The 21,766-nt window shown below is 69.8% G+C and carries 23 protein-coding genes; 19 read left to right on the top strand and 4 right to left on the bottom strand.

What is annotated here, in order from left to right:
* The 5 genes from ABKW26_RS11205 to ABKW26_RS11225 form a co-directional block, all read left to right on the top strand.
* Positions 1-877 (top strand): hypothetical protein (locus tag ABKW26_RS11205; RefSeq protein WP_348593703.1); only part of this gene is annotated, 877 nt, incomplete at its 5' end.
* A complete protein-coding gene (locus ABKW26_RS11210; protein WP_348593704.1) occupies positions 878-2,236 on the top strand; it encodes a trypsin-like peptidase domain-containing protein in 1,359 nt (452 codons plus the stop codon). It begins immediately after the preceding gene.
* Positions 2,237-2,282: 46 nt separating this feature from the next.
* Positions 2,283-2,696 carry a Sec-independent protein translocase TatB gene (locus ABKW26_RS11215; protein WP_348593706.1) on the top strand — a complete coding sequence of 138 codons (414 nt, stop codon included), beginning with the start codon at positions 2,283-2,285 and terminating at the stop codon, positions 2,694-2,696.
* A 68-nt stretch (positions 2,697-2,764) separates the two neighbouring features.
* The gene (gene trpS, locus ABKW26_RS11220; RefSeq protein WP_348593707.1) at positions 2,765-3,793 is read left to right on the top strand and encodes a tryptophan--tRNA ligase; all 1,029 of its coding nucleotides are present in this window, start codon (positions 2,765-2,767) and stop codon (positions 3,791-3,793) included.
* Positions 3,790-4,326 carry a 2'-5' RNA ligase family protein gene (locus ABKW26_RS11225; protein ID WP_348593709.1) on the top strand — a complete coding sequence of 179 codons (537 nt, stop codon included), beginning with the start codon at positions 3,790-3,792 and terminating at the stop codon, positions 4,324-4,326. Before trpS ends, ABKW26_RS11225 begins: the two co-directional genes overlap by 4 nt.
* 107 nt (positions 4,327-4,433) lie before the next feature.
* Here the strand turns inward: ABKW26_RS11225 and ABKW26_RS11230 are convergent, their stop codons facing one another.
* The 4 genes from ABKW26_RS11230 to sdhC are packed head-to-tail and all read right to left on the bottom strand — an operon-like array spanning position 4,434 to position 7,904.
* Positions 4,434-5,198 (bottom strand): succinate dehydrogenase iron-sulfur subunit, encoded by a 765-nt coding sequence (locus ABKW26_RS11230; protein WP_348593711.1) that lies wholly within the window; start codon positions 5,196-5,198, stop codon positions 4,434-4,436.
* Positions 5,198-7,033: a succinate dehydrogenase flavoprotein subunit gene (sdhA, locus tag ABKW26_RS11235; protein WP_348593713.1), complete on the bottom strand. Its 1,836-nt coding sequence runs from the start codon at positions 7,031-7,033 to the stop codon at positions 5,198-5,200. The genes ABKW26_RS11230 and sdhA overlap by 1 nt, the downstream gene beginning before the upstream one ends.
* Before the next feature lie 38 nt (positions 7,034-7,071).
* Positions 7,072-7,524, bottom strand: coding sequence for a succinate dehydrogenase hydrophobic membrane anchor subunit (locus ABKW26_RS11240; protein WP_348593715.1), 453 nt, complete (start codon positions 7,522-7,524; stop codon positions 7,072-7,074).
* On the bottom strand, positions 7,524-7,904 hold the full coding sequence (gene sdhC, locus ABKW26_RS11245) for a succinate dehydrogenase, cytochrome b556 subunit (protein WP_348593717.1): 381 nt from the start codon (positions 7,902-7,904) through the stop codon (positions 7,524-7,526). The genes ABKW26_RS11240 and sdhC overlap by 1 nt, the downstream gene beginning before the upstream one ends.
* A gap of 208 nt (positions 7,905-8,112) precedes the next feature.
* Here sdhC and ABKW26_RS11250 point away from each other — a divergent pair, with 208 nt between their 5' ends.
* The 14 genes from ABKW26_RS11250 (at position 8,113) to ABKW26_RS11315 (ending at position 21,685) form a co-directional block, all read left to right on the top strand.
* Entirely contained in the window at positions 8,113-9,240 is a 1,128-nt protein-coding gene (locus ABKW26_RS11250) for a mannose-1-phosphate guanylyltransferase (RefSeq protein WP_348593718.1), read from the top strand.
* Entirely contained in the window at positions 9,237-10,445 is a 1,209-nt protein-coding gene (locus tag ABKW26_RS11255; RefSeq protein WP_348593720.1) for an amidohydrolase, read from the top strand. The genes ABKW26_RS11250 and ABKW26_RS11255 overlap by 4 nt, the downstream gene beginning before the upstream one ends.
* Positions 10,446-10,703: 258 nt before the next feature.
* Positions 10,704-11,795, top strand: a complete 1,092-nt coding sequence (locus tag ABKW26_RS11260) for a BMP family ABC transporter substrate-binding protein (protein ID WP_348593722.1) — start codon at positions 10,704-10,706, stop codon at positions 11,793-11,795.
* Between the two features lie 90 nt (positions 11,796-11,885).
* Complete coding sequence (locus ABKW26_RS11265; protein WP_348593724.1) at positions 11,886-13,403, top strand: ABC transporter ATP-binding protein; 1,518 nt, start codon at positions 11,886-11,888, stop codon at positions 13,401-13,403.
* The gene (locus ABKW26_RS11270; protein ID WP_348593726.1) at positions 13,400-14,722 is read left to right on the top strand and encodes an ABC transporter permease; all 1,323 of its coding nucleotides are present in this window, start codon (positions 13,400-13,402) and stop codon (positions 14,720-14,722) included. The genes ABKW26_RS11265 and ABKW26_RS11270 overlap by 4 nt, the downstream gene beginning before the upstream one ends.
* Entirely contained in the window at positions 14,719-16,020 is a 1,302-nt protein-coding gene (locus tag ABKW26_RS11275; RefSeq protein WP_348593727.1) for an ABC transporter permease, read from the top strand. Before ABKW26_RS11270 ends, ABKW26_RS11275 begins: the two co-directional genes overlap by 4 nt.
* A gap of 2 nt (positions 16,021-16,022) precedes the next feature.
* Positions 16,023-16,457 (top strand): cytidine deaminase, encoded by a 435-nt coding sequence (locus ABKW26_RS11280; protein ID WP_348593728.1) that lies wholly within the window; start codon positions 16,023-16,025, stop codon positions 16,455-16,457.
* Between the two features lie 18 nt (positions 16,458-16,475).
* On the top strand, positions 16,476-17,816 hold the full coding sequence (locus ABKW26_RS11285) for a thymidine phosphorylase (RefSeq protein WP_348593729.1): 1,341 nt from the start codon (positions 16,476-16,478) through the stop codon (positions 17,814-17,816).
* A gap of 1 nt (position 17,817) precedes the next feature.
* Positions 17,818-18,189, top strand: a complete 372-nt coding sequence (locus tag ABKW26_RS11290) for a DUF202 domain-containing protein (protein WP_348593731.1) — start codon at positions 17,818-17,820, stop codon at positions 18,187-18,189.
* Between the two features lie 8 nt (positions 18,190-18,197).
* Positions 18,198-18,548: a hypothetical protein gene (locus tag ABKW26_RS11295; RefSeq protein WP_348593733.1), complete on the top strand. Its 351-nt coding sequence runs from the start codon at positions 18,198-18,200 to the stop codon at positions 18,546-18,548.
* A 129-nt stretch (positions 18,549-18,677) separates the two neighbouring features.
* Positions 18,678-18,929: a hypothetical protein gene (locus ABKW26_RS11300; protein ID WP_348593735.1), complete on the top strand. Its 252-nt coding sequence runs from the start codon at positions 18,678-18,680 to the stop codon at positions 18,927-18,929.
* A gap of 30 nt (positions 18,930-18,959) precedes the next feature.
* On the top strand, positions 18,960-20,036 hold the full coding sequence (locus tag ABKW26_RS11305) for an adenosine deaminase (RefSeq protein WP_348593737.1): 1,077 nt from the start codon (positions 18,960-18,962) through the stop codon (positions 20,034-20,036).
* A 46-nt stretch (positions 20,037-20,082) separates the two neighbouring features.
* A complete protein-coding gene (gene deoC / locus ABKW26_RS11310) occupies positions 20,083-20,850 on the top strand; it encodes a deoxyribose-phosphate aldolase (protein WP_348593739.1) in 768 nt (255 codons plus the stop codon).
* 70 nt (positions 20,851-20,920) lie between these two features.
* The gene (locus ABKW26_RS11315; RefSeq protein WP_348593741.1) at positions 20,921-21,685 is read left to right on the top strand and encodes a siderophore-interacting protein; all 765 of its coding nucleotides are present in this window, start codon (positions 20,921-20,923) and stop codon (positions 21,683-21,685) included.
* The last annotated feature ends 81 nt before the right edge of the window (positions 21,686-21,766 follow it).

Below are 21,766 nucleotides of genomic sequence, written 5' to 3' on the forward strand. Positions count from 1 at the left end.
CCCCGGACCCATCGCGGGGCAGCATCGGCACGGACGTCTCCGCAGAGCGCGCGAGTCTCTCCGCGGTCAGCTCTCCGAGGTGCGTCCGGACCCGGAGTTCATGTCGAGGCTCCTCGCGATGAGCTGCGGAGACGGCCCAAGGGTCCAGGCCGCCCCCGGCGCCCCGGCCGCGCAGGCCTTGCGCTCGAACGAAGAGCTCCCGGCCCGGTCTCTCGCGCTCTGCGGAGACGTCCGTGCCGATGCTGCCCCGCGATGGGTCCGGGGGGTGGCCCTCAGCGCCCTCGCCGCGACGGGGGTCGCCGCTGCGGGCCTGTTCGTCCTCGGTGAGCGCCCGGTCGTCGTGCCGTCGCGCACGACGACGGACGCGCTGTCCGTCCTGGCGTCCGCACCGCGGCCGGCGCTCTCGCTCGACGGGACCTCGAGCCTGGTCCTGGACCTCCCGGCCACGGCGGGCGACCTGCCGACAGAGGACGTCTTCGGCTGGATGGGGGAGCAGGGGTGGCAGCGCCCCGAGTCTCTCCCGGACGGTGTCCGCGTCACCCAGGTGCGATTCGTCGGCGAGGACGACCTCATCCTCGAGGTCGACCTGGAGAGCCCGCTCGGCAGGGTGGTCGTCCGCGAGCAGAAGGGGCAGCTGGACCTGTCGGTCCTCGACGGGACCACGCGGACGGTCGTCGACGGGAACCCGGTGTACGTCGTCTCCGAGGCGCCGGTCCACCTCGTCTGGCAGTCCTCGGACACCGTCATCGACGTCGTGTCGGAGATGGCGCTCGACGACGTGCTACAACTGGTGTCGACGTTCACCGTCGACGAGTTCGACACAGGATTCCAGGCGCGCGTGGGTCGTGGCTGGTCAACACTGACAGGAGTCCTCTAGGTGAACGAGAACCCTCGGTCCTCTGGGCTCCGACCCGTGCCGCCGCCGCCAGACCAGGACCCGACCGCCCAGCACCCGCAGGCCCTGCCCACGCCCCGCTCGGACCTGTCGCTCGACCCTGCCGCCGATCCGTCGCCCGACCGTGCCGCGTCACAGGACGAGCCTGCCTCGCCGCGCGAGCGTCTCGCCGGGGCGCACGAGAAGCCCTGGCTCTCCGAGAGCGCGGTCATGCTCCCGTGGCAACCCGCGCCGGTGCCGGCTCGGAGGAGCGGCGCCCGAGCAGGGCTCGTCGCGGTCCTCCTCGTCGCCGCTCTCGTCGTCGGCGCGGTCGGCGGAGTGCTCGCTCCGGTCGCCGTGGACGCGATCGCCGGACGACCCGACGACGCGAACCTTCCGACCGTGTCGCCCTCCGAGGACCTCACGCGGCCCGACGGGTCGATCGCCGACATCGCGGCCACCGTCGCTCCCAGCGTCGTGTCGATCCAGGTGTCTGGAGCCGACGGGCAGGGGACAGGCTCCGGCTTCGTCATCCGGGACGACGGCTACATCCTCACGAACAACCACGTCATCGCGGGTGCGGTGCCGGACGGCCGGATCCGCGTCACCTTCGTCGACGGCAGCGAGGAGGAGGCGACGCTCGTGGGCCGCACCGCCGACTACGACCTCGCGGTCCTCCAGGTCGAGCGGACCGGCATGGTCCCCCTCGTGCTGGGCGACTCCGACGGCGTCGTGGTCGGCGACCCCGTCATCGCGATCGGTGCGCCGCTCGGGCTCGACGGCACGGTGACGTCGGGCATCATCAGCGCGCTCAACCGCCCGGTCTCGGCCGGCGACGTCACGGACACGGCCTTCATCAACGCGCTCCAGACGGATGCCGCGATCAACCCCGGCAACTCCGGCGGGCCTCTCGTCAACGGGGCCGGCGAGGTCATCGGGATCAACTCGGCGATCGCGCAGCCACCGGGGCAGATGTCGGCCTCCGGCAGCATCGGTCTCGGTTTCGCCATCGGCTCGAACCAGGCGCGCCGCACGGCGGAGGAGCTCATCGAGACCGGCGTCGCAAGCTACCCGATCATCGGCGTGCTGCTCGACTCCGCATACGACGGCGAGGGCGTCAGGGTGTCCCCGGACGACCAGGGCGGCCTGGCCGCCGTGACCGTCGACGGCCCTGCGGCCGGAGCGGGGATCGTGTCCGGTGACGTGATCCTGTCGATCGACGGTCGCCCCGTGACTCAGCCGGACGAGCTCATCGTCGCGATCCGCGCGAAGGCTCCCGGTGACACGGTCGTCCTGCGCGTACGCTCAGGGGACGACGAGCGTGATGTGTCGATCGTCCTCGACAAGGCGACGAGCAGCTAGCAACGACCAGCCCACCCGGTACCAAGCGACGAGAACTGGACGGACCGTGTTCGGAATCAACGGCGGCGAGCTCGTCATCATCCTTGTGCTCGCGGTCCTCGTGATCGGGCCAGAGCGGCTGCCCGGCTATGCAGAGCAGCTCGCGACGCTCGTGCGCCGGGGGAAGGGCTACCTGGCCGAGGCCAAGGTCAAGGTCACCGAGGAGCTCGGTCCCGAGATCGGGGACGTGGACTGGGCGCAGCTCGACCCGCGACGCTACGACCCCAGGCGCATCGTGCGCGACGCGCTGCTCGAGGACACCGTTCTCGATCCCCGGGCGAAGTCGACCGTCTCAGCACCCGCAGCGCGCGCAGCGGTCGCGACCGGTGGCGTCGGCCTGACAAAGTCTCCGGCCTGGCCGGAACCCGCAGCGCCGCTCGCCGACGGAGCGACGGCTCCCTTCGACTCCGAGGCGACGTGACGCCTGGTCTCGCCTCGACGGTGCGGCGCTGATTCGGCATTGCCCGCCCTTGCTGCCAGAATGAGTGAATGGCCAACGACGCACTGCGCCCCAGGATCCTCTCGGGGATGCAACCGACCGACGACTCGTTGACGCTCGGGAACTACATCGGCGCTCTCACCCAGTGGGTGGCGCTGCAGGACTCGTACGACACGCTCTACATGATGGCTGACCTGCATGCGCTGACCGTGAACCCCGACCCGGCGAAGCTGCGGGAGCGCACGCGTCGGACGCTGGCCCAGTATCTTGCCGGTGGCGTCGACCCGGAGCGGTCCACCCTGTTCGTCCAGTCGCACGTGGCCGAGCACGCCGAGCTGGCATGGATCCTCTCCTGCCAGACCGGCTTCGGCGAGGCGAGCCGGATGACCCAGTTCAAGGACAAGTCGGCCAAGCAGGGGGCCGAGGGGACGACCGTCGGGCTCTTCACCTATCCGGTCCTCATGGCGGCCGACATCCTCCTCTACGACGCGGCCCGGGTGCCTGTCGGTGAGGACCAGCGCCAGCACCTCGAGATCACCCGTGACCTCGCGGAGCGCCTCAACACCCGCTTCGGGCCGGGCACCGTCGTCGTGCCTGAGGCGCACATCGTCAAGGCCGTCTCGAAGATCTACGACCTCCAGGACCCGACGGCCAAGATGAGCAAGTCCGCCACGGGCAAGGGCGTCATCTGGTTGCTCGACGACCCGGCCGTCTCCGCCAAGCGGATCCGTTCGGCCGTCACCGACGCGGGCTCGGAGATCCTCTTCGACCCCGCCACGAAGCCCGGGATCTCGAACCTCCTGACGATCTTCTCCTCCCTCACGGGCCAGACTGTCGAGGCGCTCGAGAAGGAGTACGCCGACAAGCAGTACGGGCACCTCAAGGTCGACCTCGCCGAAGTGATGGTCGACTTCCTCACGCCGTTCCAGGAACGCGCGAACCACTACCTCGCTGATCCCGCGGAGCTCGACCGGATCCTTGCTCGTGGCGCGGCGAAGGCGCGCGAGATCGCGCGCGTCACCGTCAGTCGGGTGTATGACCGGGTGGGCCTCCTGCCTGCGGTGGTCGAGTCCCGGTGAACATCCCCGAGCGTGTCGGCGACCAGCGGCGCGTGGGGGTCGCCATCGAGGTGCCTCCGCCTTTCGGCGCCGAGCTCCAGCATGCGCGCAAGAGGTTCGGCGACCCGTTGGCCGAGCTCATCCCTCCGCACATCACGCTGCTCGGCCCGACGATCCTCGAGCCGCAGGACGTGGAGACGGTCCACCTGCACCTCGCCCGGGTCGCCGCGTCGGCGTCGTCGTTCACGGTGCACCTGCGCAGCTCGGCGACGTTCCGGCCCGTCTCACCCGTCGTCTTCGTCCAGGTCGCCCAGGGGATCGCGGAGTGCGAGGCGCTCGAGCGCGCGGTGCGGTCCGGGCCGCTCGAGCAGCCGTTGCGCTTCAACTACCACCCGCACGTGACGGTCGCACACGAGGTGCCCGACGCGTCGCTCGACGTCGCGTTCGAGGAGATGGCCGACTACGAGGCGAGCTTCGACGTCGACGCGATCTCCCTCTACGAGCACGGCGACGACAACGTGTGGCGATCCGTGCGGACGTTCCCGCTCGGCTGATCTGCCCCGCTCTTCCGACCGGAGCCGGACTGGATTCGAGCGTGGCACAGGACGACGAAGGCGCCCCAGGCCGGTGAGCCTGGGGCGCCTTCGTGTGTCGCGGAGGGTCAGAACGCGCGCGTGATCATCGCTCGCTTGACCTCTTGGATGGCCTTGGTGACCTCGATGCCGCGGGGGCACGCCTCGGTGCAGTTGAAGGTGGTGCGGCAGCGCCACACACCTTCCTTGTCGTTGAGGATCTCGAGCCGCTGCTCTGCACCCTCGTCCCGGGAGTCGAAGATGAAGCGGTGCGCGTTGACGATCGCGGCTGGACCGAAGTACTGCCCGTCGGTCCAGAAGACCGGGCAGGAGGACGTGCACGCGGCGCAGAGGATGCACTTCGTCGTGTCGTCGAAGCGCTCGCGCTGCTCCGAGGACTGGATGCGCTCCTTGCTCGGCTCGTTGCCCGTGGTGATGAGGAACGGCATGATCTCGCGGTAGGACGCGAAGAACGGTTCCATGTCCACGACGAGGTCCTTGATCACCGGCAGGCCCTTGATGGGCTCGACGGTGATCGGCTTGTCCGGGTTGACGTCCTTGAGGAGCGTCTTGCAGGCGAGCCGGTTGCGTCCGTTGATGCGGACGGCGTCGGAGCCGCAGACGCCGTGCGCGCACGAACGGCGGAAGGTCAGTGAGCCGTCGTGCTCCCACTTGATCTTGTGGAGGGCGTCGAGGACGCGGTCCGTCCCGTACGCGGTGACCGTGAAGTCTTCCCAGTACGCCTCGTCGCCGCGCGACGACTCGGGCAGGTATCGGCGGAGGCGGATCGTGACCTCGAAGCTCGGGATCGCGCCCATCTCTGCCTGGGGTGCTTGTTCCATGGTTGCAGTCATCAGTACTTACGCTCCATCGGCTCGTACCTGGTCTGCGTGACGAGCTTTCCGCCCAGCACGACCTTGTAGTTCTCGAAGATGCTCTCTTCGGAGAAGGCACCTGCGGTGCCGTCCGCGCTCACCACGGTCGTGTCGCCGATCGGTCGGCGGTACGCCATCGTGTGCAGCATCCAGTTGGCGTCGTCTCGTTCGGGGTAGTCCTCCCGGAAGTGGCCACCGCGCGACTCCTTGCGGTTGAGGGCGCCGATGACGACGACCTCGGCGATGTCGAGGAGGAAGCCCAGCTCGAGGGCCTCGAGGAGATCGGTGTTGAAGAGCCGCCCCTTGTCCTGGACGCTCACGTTCTCGTAGCGCGCCTGCAGCGCACGGATGTCGGCGAGCGCCTGCCGCAGCGAGTCCTCGGTGCGGAACACCTGGGCGTTGAGGTCCATCGACTCCTGCAGCGCCGACCGCAGGTCGGAGACACGCTCACCGGTAGGCCGCTCGCGCATCTCGTCCAGCTGCGCCACCACGGAGGTGGTCGCGTCGGCAGGGATCTCGAGGTAGTCGACCGTCTTGGCGTACGCCGCCGCGGCCCGTCCAGCCCGCTTGCCGAACACGTTGATGTCGAGCAGGGAGTTGGTGCCCAGGCGGTTCGAGCCGTGGACCGACACGCAGGCGACCTCGCCGGCGGCGTACAGACCACGGACGGTGTCGGTGTTGTTGCGGAGCACCTCGGCGTCGACGTTGGTCGGGATGCCACCCATGGCGTAGTGGGCCGTCGGGTACACCGGGATCGGCTCCGTGTACGGCTCGATGCCGAGGTACGTCCGGGCGAACTCTGTGATGTCCGGGAGCTTGGCGTCGATGTGGGCCGGCTCGAGGTGCGTGAGGTCGAGCAGGACGTAGTCCTTGTTCGGGCCGCAGCCACGGCCTTCGCGGACCTCGAGGGCCATGGAGCGGGCCACGATGTCGCGCGGGGCGAGGTCCTTGATCGTCGGTGCGTAGCGCTCCATGAAGCGCTCGCCGTCGGAGTTGCGCAGGATCCCGCCCTCGCCTCGGGCTGCCTCCGAGAGGAGGATGCCGAGGCCGGCGAGGCCCGTCGGGTGGAACTGGAAGAACTCCATGTCCTCGAGCGGGAAGCCGCGGCGCAGGGCGAGCGCCATGCCGTCGCCGGTGAGGGTGTGGGCGTTCGACGTCGTCTTGAAGATCTTCCCGGCACCGCCGGTGGCGATGATGACGGACTTCGCCTGGAAGACGTGGATCTCGCCGGTCGCGAGGTCGTACGCGACCACGCCGGTGACGTTGACGGCCTCGCCGTCCGGGACGTGCCCGGCCGAGAGGTCGTGGTCGACGAGAAGGTCCAGGACGTAGAACTCGTTGAAGAACTCGACCTCCTGCTTGACGCACTGCTGGTAGAGCGTCTGGAGAATCATGTGCCCGGTGCGGTCCGCTGCGTAGCAGGAACGGCGGACGGCGGCCTCGCCGTGGTTGCGGGTGTGACCGCCGAAGCGGCGCTGGTCGATCTTGCCCTCGGGCGTGCGGTTGAAGGGCAGGCCCATGCGCTCGAGGTCGAGGACGGCGTCGATCGCCTCCTTGGCCATGATCTCGGCAGCGTCCTGGTCGACGAGGTAGTCGCCGCCCTTGACGGTGTCGAACGTGTGCCACTCCCAGTTGTCTTCCTCGACGTTGGCCAGTGCGGCGCACATCCCGCCCTGCGCGGCACCTGTGTGCGAGCGCGTGGGGTAGAGCTTCGAGATGACGGCGGTGCGCACCTCGCCGGATGACTCGAGGGCGGCGCGCATGCCTGCGCCGCCCGCGCCGACGATGACGACGTCGTACTGGTGGGTTTGCATCGTGGGCGATGCCTCCTCGAGGCGAGTTGGTAGGTGGGTCAGTCGAAGCAGATGGACGGCAGCAGGTCCGCCGGAGAGCCGACCGGGCACGGCTCGAAGGTGAAGACCACGAGCGTGCCGAGCACGGTGACGACGACGAACGCGACGTAGAGCGAGATCTTCAGCCAGAGCCTGACCATGGGGCGCTCGGCGTAGTCGTTGATGATCGTGCGCACGCCGTTGGTGCCGTGGATCATCGCCAGCCAGAGCATGAGCAGGTCCCAGACCTGCCAGAACGGCGAGGTCCACTTGCCTCCGACGAACGCGAAGTCGATCGCGTTCACCCCGTCGCCGACCATGAGGTTGACGAAGAGATGGCCGAAGACGAGGACGAGCAGGACGGCGCCCGAGGCACGCATGAAGACCCAGCCGTAGAGCTCGAAGTTCGAGCGCGTGGACTTCTGCCGCTTGTAGGAGTCGCGAGGGTTCGCGATGGCAGGTGCGGAGCTCATCAGTTCCCCCCGAAGACGTGCATGAGGTGGCGTGGCAGGAATCCGGCCATGGTCACGACGAAGAGGCCGAGGACCACCCAGAGCATCACGCGCTGATACTTGGGACCCTTGGCCCAGAAGTCGACCAGGATGATGCGGATACCGTTGAACGCGTGGAAGACGATGGCTGCGACGAGGCCGGCCTCGCCGAGACCCATCACCGGGGTCTGGTAGGTGCCGATCACCGCGTTGTAGGCCTCGGGCGAGACACGCACGAGTGCGGTGTCCAGCACGTGGACGAGCAGGAAGAAGAAGATCAGCACGCCGGTCACGCGATGCGCGACCCAGGACCACATACCTTCACGGCCGCGGTACAGCGTGCCAGCTGGTGCACTGGGCACTTTGGCGCCTCCTGTGGCGAGTCAGGGGGGCGGAACTGGCGAGTCCGGTGCTCCCGTTGAGGTACCAGGCATCGTTGCCCGGACCGTTTGTCAGCCTTCACTCTAGTGAGTGTTGGGCGGTGGTCGCGCCCGGGCGGTCGTCCCCCGGCGCCTCTGTTTGGCTTTTGTGACGCAATCCACAGACGAATCGTTGTTTATGCTCAGAGGTATGTCATCGACTCCCTCAGCCCGCGTCCCCAACTTCTATGCGGTCATCCCGGCCGGCGGAGCAGGGACGAGGCTGTGGCCGCTCTCGCGCTCGGGCGCGCCGAAGTTCCTCCACGACCTCACCGGGTCCGGTCGCTCCCTCATCCAGGCGACCATGGACCGGATCGTGCCTCTCTCCGGTGAGTCCGGTGTCGTCGTCGTCACGGGTGTGGCCCACGTCGAGGCCGTGAGCGCGCAGCTCCCCGAGATCGACGCGCAGAACCTCCTGGCCGAGCCGTCGCCGCGCGACTCCATGGCAGCGATCGGGCTCGCCGCCGCGGTGCTCGCGGAGCGTCACGGCGACGTCGTCATCGGCTCGTTCGCCGCGGACCAGGTCATCGCCGGCAAGGACTCGTTCGAGCAGGCCGTGCGCGAGGGCGTCCGCGCAGCCGAGGACGGCTACGTCGTGACCATCGGTATCGCGGCCTCTCGGCCGTCCACTGCCTTCGGCTACATCCACAGCGGCGAGCCGCTCGGTCTCGAAGGCGCACCGAGCGCGATGCACGTCGTGGGCTTCACGGAGAAGCCCGACGCCACGACCGCGCAGCAGTACCTGGCGACGGGGGAGTACCGCTGGAACGCAGGGATGTTCATCACGAAGGTCTCCGTGCTCCTCGACCACCTCGCGGCGCAGCGCCCCGCCCTGCACGCCGGGCTCCGGACGATCGCGAAGGCGTGGGACACCCCCGAGCGGGACGAGGTCGTCGCGCGGGTGTGGCCGGCGCTCGAGAAGATCGCGATCGACCACGCGGTCGCGGAGCCCGTGGCCGACGCGGGTGGAGTGGTCGTCGTCCCCGGCAACTTCGGCTGGGACGACGTCGGTGACTTCAACTCGCTCGCGGCCCTCCTCCCGGCGGCGGACGACTCCGGGTCCAAGGTCCTCGGCGACGCAGGCTCCGTCGTGCGCGTGCAGAGCGCCGGATCCGTCGTGGTCCCCGCGAGCGGGCGGGTGGTGACCATCCTCGGCCTCGACGACGTGGTCGTCGTGGACACCCCGGACGCGCTCCTCGTCACGACGCGCGCGCGGGCGCAGCAGGTCAAGGACATCGTCACCGAGCTGCGCGAACGCGGGATGGACGAGCTGCTGTGAGCTCTTTCGTCACGGCCGAGAGGATCAGGACGCTCGTCGAGGGCTTCCACGACGAGCTCGTCGCGATCCGGCGTGACATCCACGCGCACCCCGAGGTGGCGCGCACCGAGACCCGGACGACCGCCCTCGTCGCGGAGCGGCTCCGGCGAGCCGGGCTCGAGCCTCGGCTGCTCACCGGCACCGGTCTCACGTGCGACATCGGTCCCAGCGCGGCCCTCACCGGCCAGCGTCGGCTCGCTCTGCGCGCCGACATCGACGCCCTGCCGCTCACCGAGACGTCCGGCCTGCCCTACGCCTCCACCGTGCGTGGGGTCGCCCACGCCTGCGGCCACGACGTGCACACGACCATCGTGCTCGGTGTCGGCCTCGTCCTCGCCGAGCTGCACACGGCCGGCGAGCTGACCCGAGCGGTCCGGCTCGTCTTCCAGCCGGCCGAGGAGGTCCAGCCCGGGGGAGCCCTCGACCTGCTCGACCAGGGCGTGCTCGACGGTGTCGGCGAGATCTATGCGCTGCACTGTGACCCGAAGGTCGACGCGGGGACGATCGGGACGAGGATCGGTCCGATCACGTCGGCGTCCGACGAGGTGACCGTGACGATCACGTCGAGCGGAGGGCACACGTCCCGGCCGCACCTCACGGGGGACGTGGTCTACGCGCTCGGTCAGGTGATCACCCAGGTGCCGGCCATCCTCGGGCGCCGCCTCGACCCGCGCTCGGGCGTCAACCTCACCTGGGGGGCGGTCCACGCCGGGCAGGCGCACAACGCCATCCCCACGACGGGTACGGTGCGCGGCACCTTGCGCTGCCTCGACGTGCGGGCGTGGGAGCACGCGGCACAGGTCCTCCACGACGCCGTCGAGCAGGTCGCGGAGCCCTACGGCGTCGAGGTCGAGGTTCACCACCAGCGGGGAGTCCCGCCGGTCGAGAACGACGGTCGGTGCACCGGAGTGCTCGAGGCCGCCGCGCACGAGGTGCTCGGCGAGGACTCGGTGGTGCTCACCGAGCAGTCCCTCGGCGGCGAGGACTTCGCCTGGTACCTCACGAAGGTGCCGGGAGCGATGGCCCGCCTCGGGACGAGGACGCCCGGCGGCCACACCTTCGACATCCACCAGGGAGACCTGCGCGTCGACGAGTCGGCGATCTCCGCAGGGGTGGCGCTGCTGTCGCGGGTCGCCGCGAGCGGCGGCGACCGCCGGCCCCGATAGGGCCAGCGCGAGCCGTCCGGAGGCGCACAGGCGGGTAGATCCCGAGGCGTGGACCCTTGCGTCCCATGGGACAGACGGAGTTTTGCGCTTTGGTAACGAAGCGACGCTGTTACGTCCTAGTAACCTCGACGAGACAGATCGAACCGTATTCTTCGGGGGAACACGAGCCGTCCGACCACAAGAGCGCGCGTAGCAAGGGCGCTTGCCTTCTCTGGTTTCACCGGGCTGGTTCCTCAACGAGATCAACAGGAGTTCCACGTGAAGAGAGTTGCTCAGTTCGCGGCGACGGGTGCCATCGCAGCCTTGGCCCTGACCGCTTGTGGTAGCGCGCCGGAGGAGACGGCCGAGGGCACCGCGACCTCCGCCGTGGGTTCCGACTACCGCCCGTGCATCGTCTCGGACGAGGGCGGCTTCGACGACAAGAGCTTCAACCAGCTGAGCTACGAGGGCCTGGTCAAGGCCTCCGACGAGCTCGGTGCTGAGCACGCCGAGGTCCAGTCGGACTCCGAGACGGACTTCGCGCCCAACCTCGAGTCCCTCGTCTCAGAGGGTTGCGAGACCATCGTCTCGGTCGGCTTCGCGCTCTCCGCGGCCACTGTCGAGTCCGCGACCTCGAACCCGGACATCGACTTCGTCCTCGTCGACGACGCAGCCGACAACGACTTCGACGGCGTCAAGGACGCAGAGAACATCAAGCCCCTCGTCTACGACACCGCCCAGGCGGCGTTCCTCGCGGGCTACCTCGCGGCCGGCTACTCGGAGGCGGGCAAGGTCGGTACCTTCGGCGGCCAGCCGTTCCCGACCGTGACGATCTTCATGGACGGCTTCAAGCAGGGCGTCGACCACTACAACGAGGTCAAGGGCACCGCGGTCGAGGTCATCGGCTACACCGGCGGCGACCAGGGCTCCTTCACGGGTAGCTTTGCAGCGAACGACACGGCCAAGGAGACGGCAGCCGGGATCATCGACCAGGGTGTCGACGTCCTCCTCCCCGTGGGTGGCCCCATCTACCAGTCGGCCATGGACGCGATCGCGGACTCCGGCCGTGAGATCGCCCTCATCGGTGTCGACGCCGACGTCTTCGTGACGGACCCCAGCACGGAGGACCTCATCCTCACCTCGATCCTCAAGCAGATGGACGTCTCCGTCTACGACACGATCATGGCTGCGGGCAGCGGCTCCTTCGACGCCGAGGCGTACGTCGGGACCCTCGAGAACGGTGGGGTCGGACTGGCCGAGCTCCACAACTTCGAGGACAAGGTCGACCAGGAGCTCGTCGACGAGGTCGACGCTCTCAAGGAGTCGATCATCGCCGGTGACGTCACGGTCACCTCGTACCTCAGCCAGTGACACCCTGACGCTCTCCCCGCAGAGGACCTGCTCCTCCGCGGGGAGAGCGTCGTCGTGTCTCCCTCCTCCCGCTCGCAAGGATCGCGGTCAATGAAGCTCGAGCTCCGTGGCATCACCAAGCGCTTCGGTGCGCTGGTCGCCAACGACAACATCAACCTCACCATCGAGCCCGGCGAGGTGCACTGCCTCCTCGGGGAGAACGGTGCCGGCAAGTCGACGTTGATGAACGTCCTCTACGGCCTGTACACCGCCGACGAGGGCGAGGTGCTCCTCGACGACGTCGCCCAGCGCTTCGCCGGCCCCGGTGACGCGATGGCGGCCGGGATCGGGATGGTGCACCAGCACTTCATGCTCGTCCCCGTCTTCACCGTCGCCGAGAACGTCATGCTCGGCCACGAGCAGACCCGCGGGCTCGGACGGCTCGACCTCGATGCCGCGCGCGCCAAGGTCACGGAGATCGCCGCCCGCTTCGGCTTCCACGTCGACCCCGACGCGGTCGTCGAGGACCTGCCCGTCGGTGTCCAGCAGCGCGTGGAGATCATCAAGGCCCTCTCGCGCGACGCGAAGGTCCTCGTCTTCGACGAGCCGACCGCCGTCCTCACGCCCCAGGAGACGGACGAGCTCATGGGCATCATGCGCCAGCTCCGCAACTCCGGCACGGCGATCGTCTTCATCACGCACAAGCTGCGCGAGGTCCGCGCGATCGCGGACCGCATCACCGTCATCCGCCGTGGCGCGGTCGTCGGGGAGGCAGAGGCCACGTCCACCGACGCACAGCTGGCTGCCCTCATGGTCGGCCGCGCAGTCGAGCTCACCGTCCACAAGGACGCACCGCAGTACAGCAAGGCCGCACTCGAGGTGGAGAACCTCGAGATCACCGACCCCACCGGAGCCGTGCTCGTCGACGACGTGAGCTTCACCGTCCGTGGGGGCGAGGTGCTCGTCATCGCGGGCGTCCAGGGCAACGGTCAGACCGAGCTCGCCGACTCGCTCCTCGGGCTCGTGCAGCCGTCCGCCGGAAGCATCCGCCTCGACGGGCGGGACCTCGTAGGCCGGTCCGTCCGGAGCTTCCTCGACGCCGGCGTGGGCTTCGTGCCCGAGGACCGCAACGTCGACGGTCTCGTCGGGTCCTTCTCGGTCGCAGAGAACCTCATGCTCGACCGCACGGACGGGCCTCCCTTCGTGCGTCGAGGCGTCCTGCAGCTCAAGACCCGCGACGACTTCGCGCGCAGCGCGGTCGAGGAGTTCGACATCCGAACGCAGGGGATCGACGCGCTGGCCGGGCGCCTCTCCGGAGGAAACCAGCAGAAGGTGGTGCTGGCGCGCGAGCTGTCTCGCGACCTGCGGCTGTTCGTCGCCTCCCAACCGACACGCGGTGTCGACGTGGGCTCCATCGAGTTCATCCACAAGAGGATCGTCGCGACCCGTGACTCGGGCGTGCCCGTGATCGTCGTGGCGACCGAGCTGGACGAGGCGGTCGCACTCGGCGACCGCATCCTCGTGATGTACCGCGGACGCGTCGTCGGCATCGTGCCGTCGACGACGCCCCGCGACGTGCTCGGCCTGATGATGGCCGGCATCGCACCTGAAGGGACGGACGCGGCATGAGCACGCCGGACGAGCGCAACCAGTACGCCGCCGACGCGGACAACGAGGCCGCTGCAGCACCGCAGCAGCAACCGGCCGACGCCGCCGGGAAGCGCGACCTCGCCCCGCGCGACGGCGACGACACCCGGTGGGCCGACGCCTTCCATCGCATCATCTCGGGCAGCTGGCTCGTGTCCCTCGGAGCGATCGTGCTCGCCATCGTCGCGGGTTCGATCATGATCGCCACCACCGACGAGAACGTCCAGGCGGCCGCGAGGTACTTCTTCTCCCGGCCCGGGGACACCTTCTCCGCGGTCGGCACCTCCGTGGGTGAGGCATACGCAGCCCTGTTCCGCGGAGCCGTGTGGAACTACCGTGCGGACGACCTCGCGACGGCGATCCGACCGCTCACGGTCTCTCTGAACTACGCCACGCCACTCATCGGGGCGGGGCTGGGCCTCGCCCTCGGCTTCCGTGCCGGGCTGTTCAACATCGGTGGACAGGGCCAGATGCTCGTCGCCGCCATCGCTGCCGGCTGGGTCGGCTTCGGCCTCAGCATGCCGTGGCCGCTGCACATGCTCGTGGCCATGGTCGCGGGAATCGCGGCCGGTGCCCTGTGGGCCGGGATCGCCGGTCTGCTCAAGGCGTTCACCGGCGCGCACGAGGTGATCGTGACGATCATGCTCAACTACATCGCGTTCTACCTGCTCGCCTATCTGCTGGCGACGCCCGGCCTGCTCCAGGCCGCCGGTTCCTCCAACCCCAAGACGGCCCCGATGAAGGAGTCGTCGATCATGCCGCAGATCCTCGGCGACCAGTTCCCGCTGCACCTCGGCTTCGTCTTCGCGCTGCTCGCCGTCGTGTTCACGTGGTGGCTCCTCCAGCGCTCCCGGGCCGGTTTCACATTCCGTGCCGTGGGAGAGAACCCCGAGGCGGCACGCGTGGCAGGCATCGACGTCCCGCGCACGACCGTCTACGTCATGCTCGTCGTCGGCGGTCTCGTCGGCCTCGCCGGAGCGACCCAGGTGCTCGGCACCGTCACCACGGGCTTCAGCTCCGACATCGACTCGGGGATCGGCTTCGACGCGATCACCGTGGCGCTCCTCGGCCGGTCCTCACCGTTCGGCGTGCTCGCCGCAGCGATACTCTTCGGCGGGTTCAAGGCCGGGGGCTCCGTCATGCAGGCATCGCAGGGGGTCCCGATCGAGATCGTCTCCGTCGTCCAAGCGCTCATCGTCCTGTTCATCGCGGCGCCGCCACTCGTGCGCGCCGTGTTCCGCCTCCCGCAGCCCGGCGCCAAGCGCCGCACGCGTCGTGACAAGAAGGAGGTGGCAGCATGACCGCCGTCCACGCCGCACCGGTGCCCAGCGCAGGCCCGGTCTCCGACCAGCTCCGGCACGTCACCGTCACCAGCCCCAAGGCACCGATCGCGTTCTCGATCGTGACGGCGCTCTTCGCGCTGCTGCTCCTGCTCTCCTCACGGGAGGGCAGGACGTTGTTCCGCTTCTCCTCCGAGGGCGACTTCTTCCAGATCCCCGACGTCTCGGTGCCGGGCATGGGGGTCGCCTGGGCATGCGTCGTCGTCCTCGTGCTCCTCACGGTGCTGTCCTTCCTCAGGGTCCGGTCGAACAAGGCCGTGCCGGTCATCGTGTCGGTCGTCTTCGCCGTCCTCGTCCTCATCGCCTTCCTGGCATGGGCAGGGGCGGGGTCCTCCCGCGACTTCCCGGTGGTCCGGCTCATCGGCGGTGCGGTGCTGCTCTCGGTGCCGATCGTCTTCGGTGCTCTGGGCGGAGCGGTGGGCGAGAAGGCCGGGGTCGTGAACATCGCGATCGAGGGCCAGCTCCTCGCGGGAGCGTTCTGCGCTGCCGTCGTCGGATCGATCACCCAGAGCCCGTGGCTCGGTCTCGTGGCGGCGGTCGTGGCGGGGGCCCTCGTGGCGCTCGTCCTCGGTGTCTTCACGATCACGTACCGCGTCAACCAGGTGATCGTCGGCGTCGTGCTCAACGTGCTCGTCGTCGGCCTCACGGGGTTCCTCTACACGCAGGTGCTCGTCCCCGAGGCTGCGACGCTCAACAGGACGACCCGGTTCCCGACCGTCGAGATCCCGTTCCTCTCCGACATCCCGATCATCGGCCCGGCCCTGTTCGACCAGTCGGTCATCGTCTACCTCATGTACATCACCGTCCCCGCCGTGTGGTTCGCGATCTACCGGACCCGGTGGGGACTGCGGGTCCGCGCCGTCGGCGAGCACCCCAAGGCTGCCGACACCGTCGGCATCAAGGTCCAGCGGGTCCGCTACCGCGCTCTCGTCATCGCGGGAGCGATCGTCGGTGTCGGTGGCGCGTTCTACACGGTCGTCTCGGTCTCGTCCTTCGGCAAGGGCATGACGGCTGGTGCCGGGTACATCGCTCTCGCGGCCGTGATCTTCGGCAAGTGGGACCCCGTCCGGGCCGCGATGGCCGCGCTCCTCTTCGGTTTCGCGTCCAACCTCGAGGGTGCGCTGAGCATCGTCGGCGCCCCGGTGCCGAGCCAGTTCATGCTCATGCTCCCGTACGTCGTGACGCTTCTCGCGGTCGCCGGCCTCGTCGGTCGGTCGCGGCCACCGGGTGCGTCCGGCGTCGCGTACGTCAAGGAGTGACGATGAACGCCACACCTCAGGACCACCCCGACCAGGTCGACCTCGCGGTCGACTGGCCTGCCCTGCGTGCCGCGGCACGGGAGATCATGACCCGCGCGTACGCGCCGTACTCGCGGTTCCCTGTCGGGGCTGCAGCGCTCGTCGACGACGGTCGTGTGGTCGTCGGCTGCAACGTCGAGAACGCCGCCTACGGCGTCGTGCTCTGCGCGGAGTGCGGGCTCATCTCGTCGCTCGCCGCCACCGGCGGCGGTCGCCTCGTCGCGTTCACCTGCGTCGACGGCCACGGCAACACGCTCATGCCCTGCGGACGCTGCCGACAGCTCCTGTGGGAGCACGGCGGACCGCACCTGCAGGTCGAGACGACGAGCGGCATCAGACCCATGAGCGAGGTGCTGCCCGACGCCTTCGGCCCGGACGACCTCGTCGAACGAGCATGAACGATTGAGGACGAGACGATGAGCGAACAGACCACGAGCACCCTCCCCGCGAACGGAGCCGGCGCCGGGCGCGCCGAGGCCTTCGACGCGGTCGACGTGATCCGCGTCAAGCGCGACCACGGCACCCTGACCCCCGAGCAGATCGACTGGGTCATCGACGCGTACACGCGCGGCGTCATCGCCGAGGAGCAGATGGCCGCCCTGAACATGGCGATCCTGCTCAACGGCATGGACCGGGCCGAGATCGCGCGCTGGACCTCCGCGATGATCGCCTCGGGCGAGCGGATGGACTTCTCCTCGCTGTCCCGGCCGACGTCGGACAAGCACTCCACCGGTGGCGTGGGAGACAAGATCACGCTGCCTCTCGCCCCGCTCGTCGCCGTGTTCGGCGTCGCGGTCCCGCAGCTGTCCGGCCGGGGGCTCGGTCACACGGGTGGCACGCTCGACAAGCTCGAGTCCATCCCGGGCTGGCGTGCCGCGCTGAGCAACGACGAGATGATGGCCCAGCTCGAGAGCGTCGGCGCAGTCATCTGCCAGGCAGGCTCCGGGCTCGCTCCCGCGGACCGCAAGCTCTACGCCCTGCGTGACGTCACGGGGACCGTCGAGGCGATCCCGCTCATCGCCTCGTCGATCATGAGCAAGAAGATCGCCGAGGGCACGGGAGCGCTCGTCCTCGACGTCAAGGTCGGCTCGGGCGCCTTCATGAAGGACGAGGCCCAGGCTCGCGAGCTCGCGCGGACGATGGTCGACCTCGGCACGGACGCGGGCGTGCGCACCGTCGCACTCATCACGGACATGTCCACGCCGCTCGGTCTCACCGCCGGCAACGCCCTCGAGGTGCGCGAGTCCGTCGAGGTCCTCGCTGGTGGAGGCCCGGCCGACGTCGTCGACCTCACTGTCGCCCTCGCCGTCGAGATGCTCGCCGCCGCTGGCCGCGAGGTCGGGGCGGACGAGGTCCGCGCTGCCCTCGGCGACGGCCGCGCGATGGATCGCTGGCGCGCGATGATCACCGCCCAGGGCGGCGACGTCGACGCGACCCTTCCCGTCGCGACCGAGACGGAGCAGGTCGTCGCCGAGCGCGACGGCGTCGTGGCGAGCCTCGACGCGATGGACGTCGGCGTCGCGGCATGGCGTCTCGGGGCGGGGCGAGCCCGCAAGGAGGATGCCGTCCAGGCCGGCGCGGGCGTCGAGATCCACGCGCGACCGGGCGACCGGGTGGTCAAGGGGCAGCCGATCCTCACGCTCCACACGGACACGCCGGAGCGGTTCGCGCGCGCTCTCGACTCTGCTCGATCTGCCGTGACGATCAGCGACCAGGCGGTGGTCCCTCGCGACCTCATCCTGGCTCGCCTCGACTGACGTGCCGGAGGACCGCCGCCCGCGCTCGGTGTATGACCACGGGAGCGAGCCGGACGTCCGATTCTCTCTCGCCAACGAGCGCACGGCGCTCGCCTGGGTGCGCACGGGGCTCGGTCTCGTCGCGGGAGGGGTCGCCCTGACGTCCTTCGCGTCGTTCACCGAGCTGCCCCTGGTCCTCGACCTCATCGCAGCGATCGCGTGCCTCGCCGGTGCGGGTCTCGCCCTCTACGCGCTGCGCACGTGGCGGCGCAACGAGCGAGCCCTGCGCACCGGCACCCCGCTGCCGGCGCCGACCGCGCTGCCTGCTCTCGTCGCAGGCGTCGTGGCCATGGCGCTCTTCCTCGCTGTGTACGCCATCACGTCGGCCTTCTAGGGGGCGGTGTGGACTCCGTCCCGGACGACGCGACCCCGCCGGACGCGTTCCCGCCCGGCGCCCAGCACGAGCGCACCGCGCTCGCGTGGCAGCGCACCCTCCTCGGTGCCGCGCTGGGCGGGCTCCTCCTCGCGATGACAGCCATCCGCGCCGACGTGGCACTCGTCGGCGGAGCGTCCGCGGCGCTCGTCGTCTACGTGGCTGTACGCCTCGCGCATCGCGGCCCCGCACACGAGCTGCGGGGCGGGCGCCGCGCCGTGACCTGGGACGTGCTCGTACGGATCGTCGGGGTCGTCGTCGCGCTCGCCCTGCTCGGAGCGACGATGTCGATCATCGAGGCGACCCGCGGGACTGGCTGAGGCGCCGGGCCGTGGGAGCTGCCGTCGAGGCTCGGGTGGCACCGGCACGCGCCGAGGACGAGCATGGACAGGTGGCCCGCGAGCGTCCTGCGCGGCGTCCGTCCTGTCGGAACAACGAGGAGGATCGACATGAGCACCGTCCCCGGAGACGACGCGCTGCGCGACGCAGGCATCATCAGCCACGACCTCGACGAGGCGGTGAACCTCGTCGACGAGATCGAGCGACCGCTCGTCCCCGCGCACGTCGAGACCGCCGCGGTGCCCGAGGACTACGACCCGGGCACGGCGCGACCTGACCTGGCGGGCGGTGCGGACGAGGCCGACGTCCTCGACCAGGCGTGGGTGGTACCGGTCGACGAGGAGGACGTCGATCCGGCGTGATGCCGCAGGCCGCAGCGGTACCGTTGTCCCATGACGTCTGAGCTCCCCATCGCCGCCCTGCCCAAGGTCCTCCTGCACGACCACCTCGACGGTGGACTGCGCCCGCAGACCATCATCGACCTCGCGCTCGAGATCGGCCACGAGCTGCCCGCCTCCGACGCGGACGCGCTCGGCGCCTGGTTCGTCGACGCCGCCAGCTCGGGCTCCCTCGTGCGCTACCTCGAGACCTTCGACCACACGATCGCCGTCATGCAGACGGCTGACGCGCTGCGCCGTGTCGCTCGAGAGTCGGTGCTGGACCTCGCCGCCGACGGTGTCGTCTACGCCGAGCAGCGCTGGGCCCCCGAGCAGCACCTCACCGGCGGCCTCACGCTCCAGGAGACGGTGGACGCCGTCCAGTCCGGGCTCGACGAGGGGGTCGCGATGGCGGCCGAGCTCGGTCAGGACATCCGCGTCGGTCAGCTCGTCACAGCGATGCGCCACGCCGACCGCTGGGACGAGATCGTCGAGCTCGCTCTCGCCAACCGCGACCGCGGCGTCGTCGGCTTCGACATCGCCGGGGCCGAGGACGGCTTCCCGCCGTCCCGCTTCCCGTCAGCGTGGCGCACGCTCAACGACGCGTCCTTCCCCGTGACGATCCACGCGGGGGAGGCTGCCGGCGTCGACTCGATCGCCGAGGCGGTGCACCTCGGTCAGGCCAGCCGCATCGGCCACGGTGTCCGCATCGTCGAGGACATCGAGGGACTCGGCACGGACTCGCCCGTCCTCGGGCTCGTGGCCCACTGGATCCGGGACAACCAGGTACCGCTCGAGCTCTGCCCGTCGTCGAACGTCCAGACGGCCGCGGCCGTCTCGATCGCCAAGCACCCGATCTCGCGCCTGCGCGACCTCGACTTCGCCGTGACGATCAACACCGACAACCGGCTCATGTCCGGGACGTCGATGACCCGAGAGATGACTCTCCTCGTCGAGGAGGCCGGGTGGACGCTCGACGACCTTCGCGACGCGACGCTCGCCGCCGCCTGGAGTGCGTTCGTCCACCACGACGAGCGGCACGCCCTCGGCGAGCGCATCATCGCTGCCTTCGCCGCGCACACCACGCCCTGAGCGTCCCGACACCGCCCTCCGCACGCCTCGAACGATGGAGAAGAACATGAGCCACACGACCATGGACGCCGACGAGCTGGCGCAGCTCGTCGACCACACGCTGCTCAAGCCCGAGTCGACCCCCGCGCACGTCGCGGCCCTCGCTGAGGAGGCCACGGAGCTGGGCACGTACTCGATCTGCGTGTCACCGTCGATGCTGCCCCTCGCCATGCCGGCCGGCAGCACCGTGAAGATCGCCACGGTCTGCGGGTTCCCGTCCGGCGCTCACCCCAGCCAGGTGAAGGCTGCTGAGGCGGCACACTCCGTCCGCGCGGGTGCTCATGAGGTCGACATGGTCATCAACCTCGGGGCCGTCAAGGCCGGTCACTGGGAGTACGTGGTGGGCGACATCGCCGCCGTGCGGGGCGCTGCGCCTCGTCCGGTGGTCCTCAAGGTCATCATCGAGTCGGCAGCGCTGACCGACGACGAGATCGTCCAGGCGTGCCGTGCCGCCGAGACGGCGGGGGCAGACTTCGTCAAGACGTCGACCGGCTTCCACCCTGCCGGTGGCGCGACCGTGCACGCTGTCGCGCTCATGGCTCGCACCGTCGGGGACCGGCTGGGCGTCAAGGCCAGCGGCGGCGTCCGCACGGCCGCGGACGCACTCGCCATGATCGGTGCCGGAGCCACCCGCCTCGGGCTCTCCGGGACGGCCGCCGTGCTCGCCGGTCTCGCCGACCTCGACGAGACGGGGAACCCGGTCGGAGGCAGCCATGGTGATCCTGCCAAGACGTCCGGCCCCGGCAGCGTCGACGTCACCGACGGTGCGTACTGAGCTGCCTGGTCCGCAGAGCGCGCCGAGCGCTGCACCCCAGAAGAGAGAACGACCTGTCACGCGTGTGACCGTGGTCCGCACCGAGCGGATCGCGGAGCACATGGTGCGTCTCGTCCTCGCGGGGGACGGGCTCGCGCTGCTCGACCCGACCGGGTTCACCGACCGGTACGTGAAGCTCCAGTTCGCTCCGGAGATCGAGGGGCAGAGGGAGCGGCTGCGCACGTACACCGTCCGCCGCTGGGACAGCGCCCGTGGCGAGATCACGCTCGACTTCGTCGTCCACGGGGACGAGGGGATCGCCGGGCCGTGGGCGGCGCGGGCACAGCCCGGCGACGAGATCTCGTTCCTCGGACCCGGGGGAGCGTACGCGCCTGCGGTCGATGCGGACTGGTACCTGTTCATCGGTGACGAGAGCGCCCTCCCGGCGATCGCGGCGGCTCTCGAGGTGCTCCCGGAGGCGGCTCGCGCGAAGGTGTTCGTCGAGGTCGGCACGACCAGTGACGAGATGCCGTTGGCGACCGTCGCGGCGCCGGTCGAGGGAGATCTCGTCACATGGGTGCACCGGGACGCCGCCGAGCCGGGCATCACCCCGAGCCTCGTCGAGGTGGTGTGCTCGTGGGACCTCCCACCAGGCACCCCGGACGTCTTCCTCCACGGGGACGCCGGGTTCGTCCGCGACCTGCGCCGGTACCTGCGTCTCGAGCACGCCGTCCCGGCCGCCAGGATGTCCGCCTCTGGCTACTGGCGGCGCGGCCGCACCGAAGAGACGTGGCGCAGCGAGAAACGTGAGTGGAACGCCGCGGTCGAGGCGGACGAGGCGGGGTCCGCGGGCTGAGGCTCCTGCATACGCTGCGCGACGTCTGGGTCCGGCGTGGGGTTGCGCATGGGCGTTGTGTCCCGAATACTCGGTCTGGGA

Source organism: Sanguibacter sp. 25GB23B1 (assembly GCF_040012415.1).
Lineage (GTDB): Bacteria > Actinomycetota > Actinomycetes > Actinomycetales > Cellulomonadaceae > Sanguibacter.

What these genes read in the sequence shown, in the direction of transcription:
- trpS (WP_348593707.1), top strand. Translation starts at nt 2,765, where the DNA reads ATGGCCAACGACGCACTGCGCCCCAGGATCCTCTCGGGGATGCAACCG.
- ABKW26_RS11230 (WP_348593711.1), bottom strand. Translation starts at nt 5,198, where the DNA reads ATGACTGCAACCATGGAACAAGCACCCCAGGCAGAGATGGGCGCGATC.
- sdhA (WP_348593713.1), bottom strand. Translation starts at nt 7,033, where the DNA reads ATGCAAACCCACCAGTACGACGTCGTCATCGTCGGCGCGGGCGGCGCA.
- ABKW26_RS11240 (WP_348593715.1), bottom strand. Translation starts at nt 7,524, where the DNA reads ATGAGCTCCGCACCTGCCATCGCGAACCCTCGCGACTCCTACAAGCGG.
- ABKW26_RS11250 (WP_348593718.1), top strand. Translation starts at nt 8,113, where the DNA reads ATGTCATCGACTCCCTCAGCCCGCGTCCCCAACTTCTATGCGGTCATC.
- ABKW26_RS11265 (WP_348593724.1), top strand. Translation starts at nt 11,886, where the DNA reads ATGAAGCTCGAGCTCCGTGGCATCACCAAGCGCTTCGGTGCGCTGGTC.
- ABKW26_RS11270 (WP_348593726.1), top strand. Translation starts at nt 13,400, where the DNA reads ATGAGCACGCCGGACGAGCGCAACCAGTACGCCGCCGACGCGGACAAC.
- ABKW26_RS11275 (WP_348593727.1), top strand. Translation starts at nt 14,719, where the DNA reads ATGACCGCCGTCCACGCCGCACCGGTGCCCAGCGCAGGCCCGGTCTCC.
- ABKW26_RS11280 (WP_348593728.1), top strand. Translation starts at nt 16,023, where the DNA reads ATGAACGCCACACCTCAGGACCACCCCGACCAGGTCGACCTCGCGGTC.
- ABKW26_RS11285 (WP_348593729.1), top strand. Translation starts at nt 16,476, where the DNA reads ATGAGCGAACAGACCACGAGCACCCTCCCCGCGAACGGAGCCGGCGCC.
- ABKW26_RS11300 (WP_348593735.1), top strand. Translation starts at nt 18,678, where the DNA reads ATGAGCACCGTCCCCGGAGACGACGCGCTGCGCGACGCAGGCATCATC.
- ABKW26_RS11305 (WP_348593737.1), top strand. Translation starts at nt 18,960, where the DNA reads ATGACGTCTGAGCTCCCCATCGCCGCCCTGCCCAAGGTCCTCCTGCAC.
- deoC (WP_348593739.1), top strand. Translation starts at nt 20,083, where the DNA reads ATGAGCCACACGACCATGGACGCCGACGAGCTGGCGCAGCTCGTCGAC.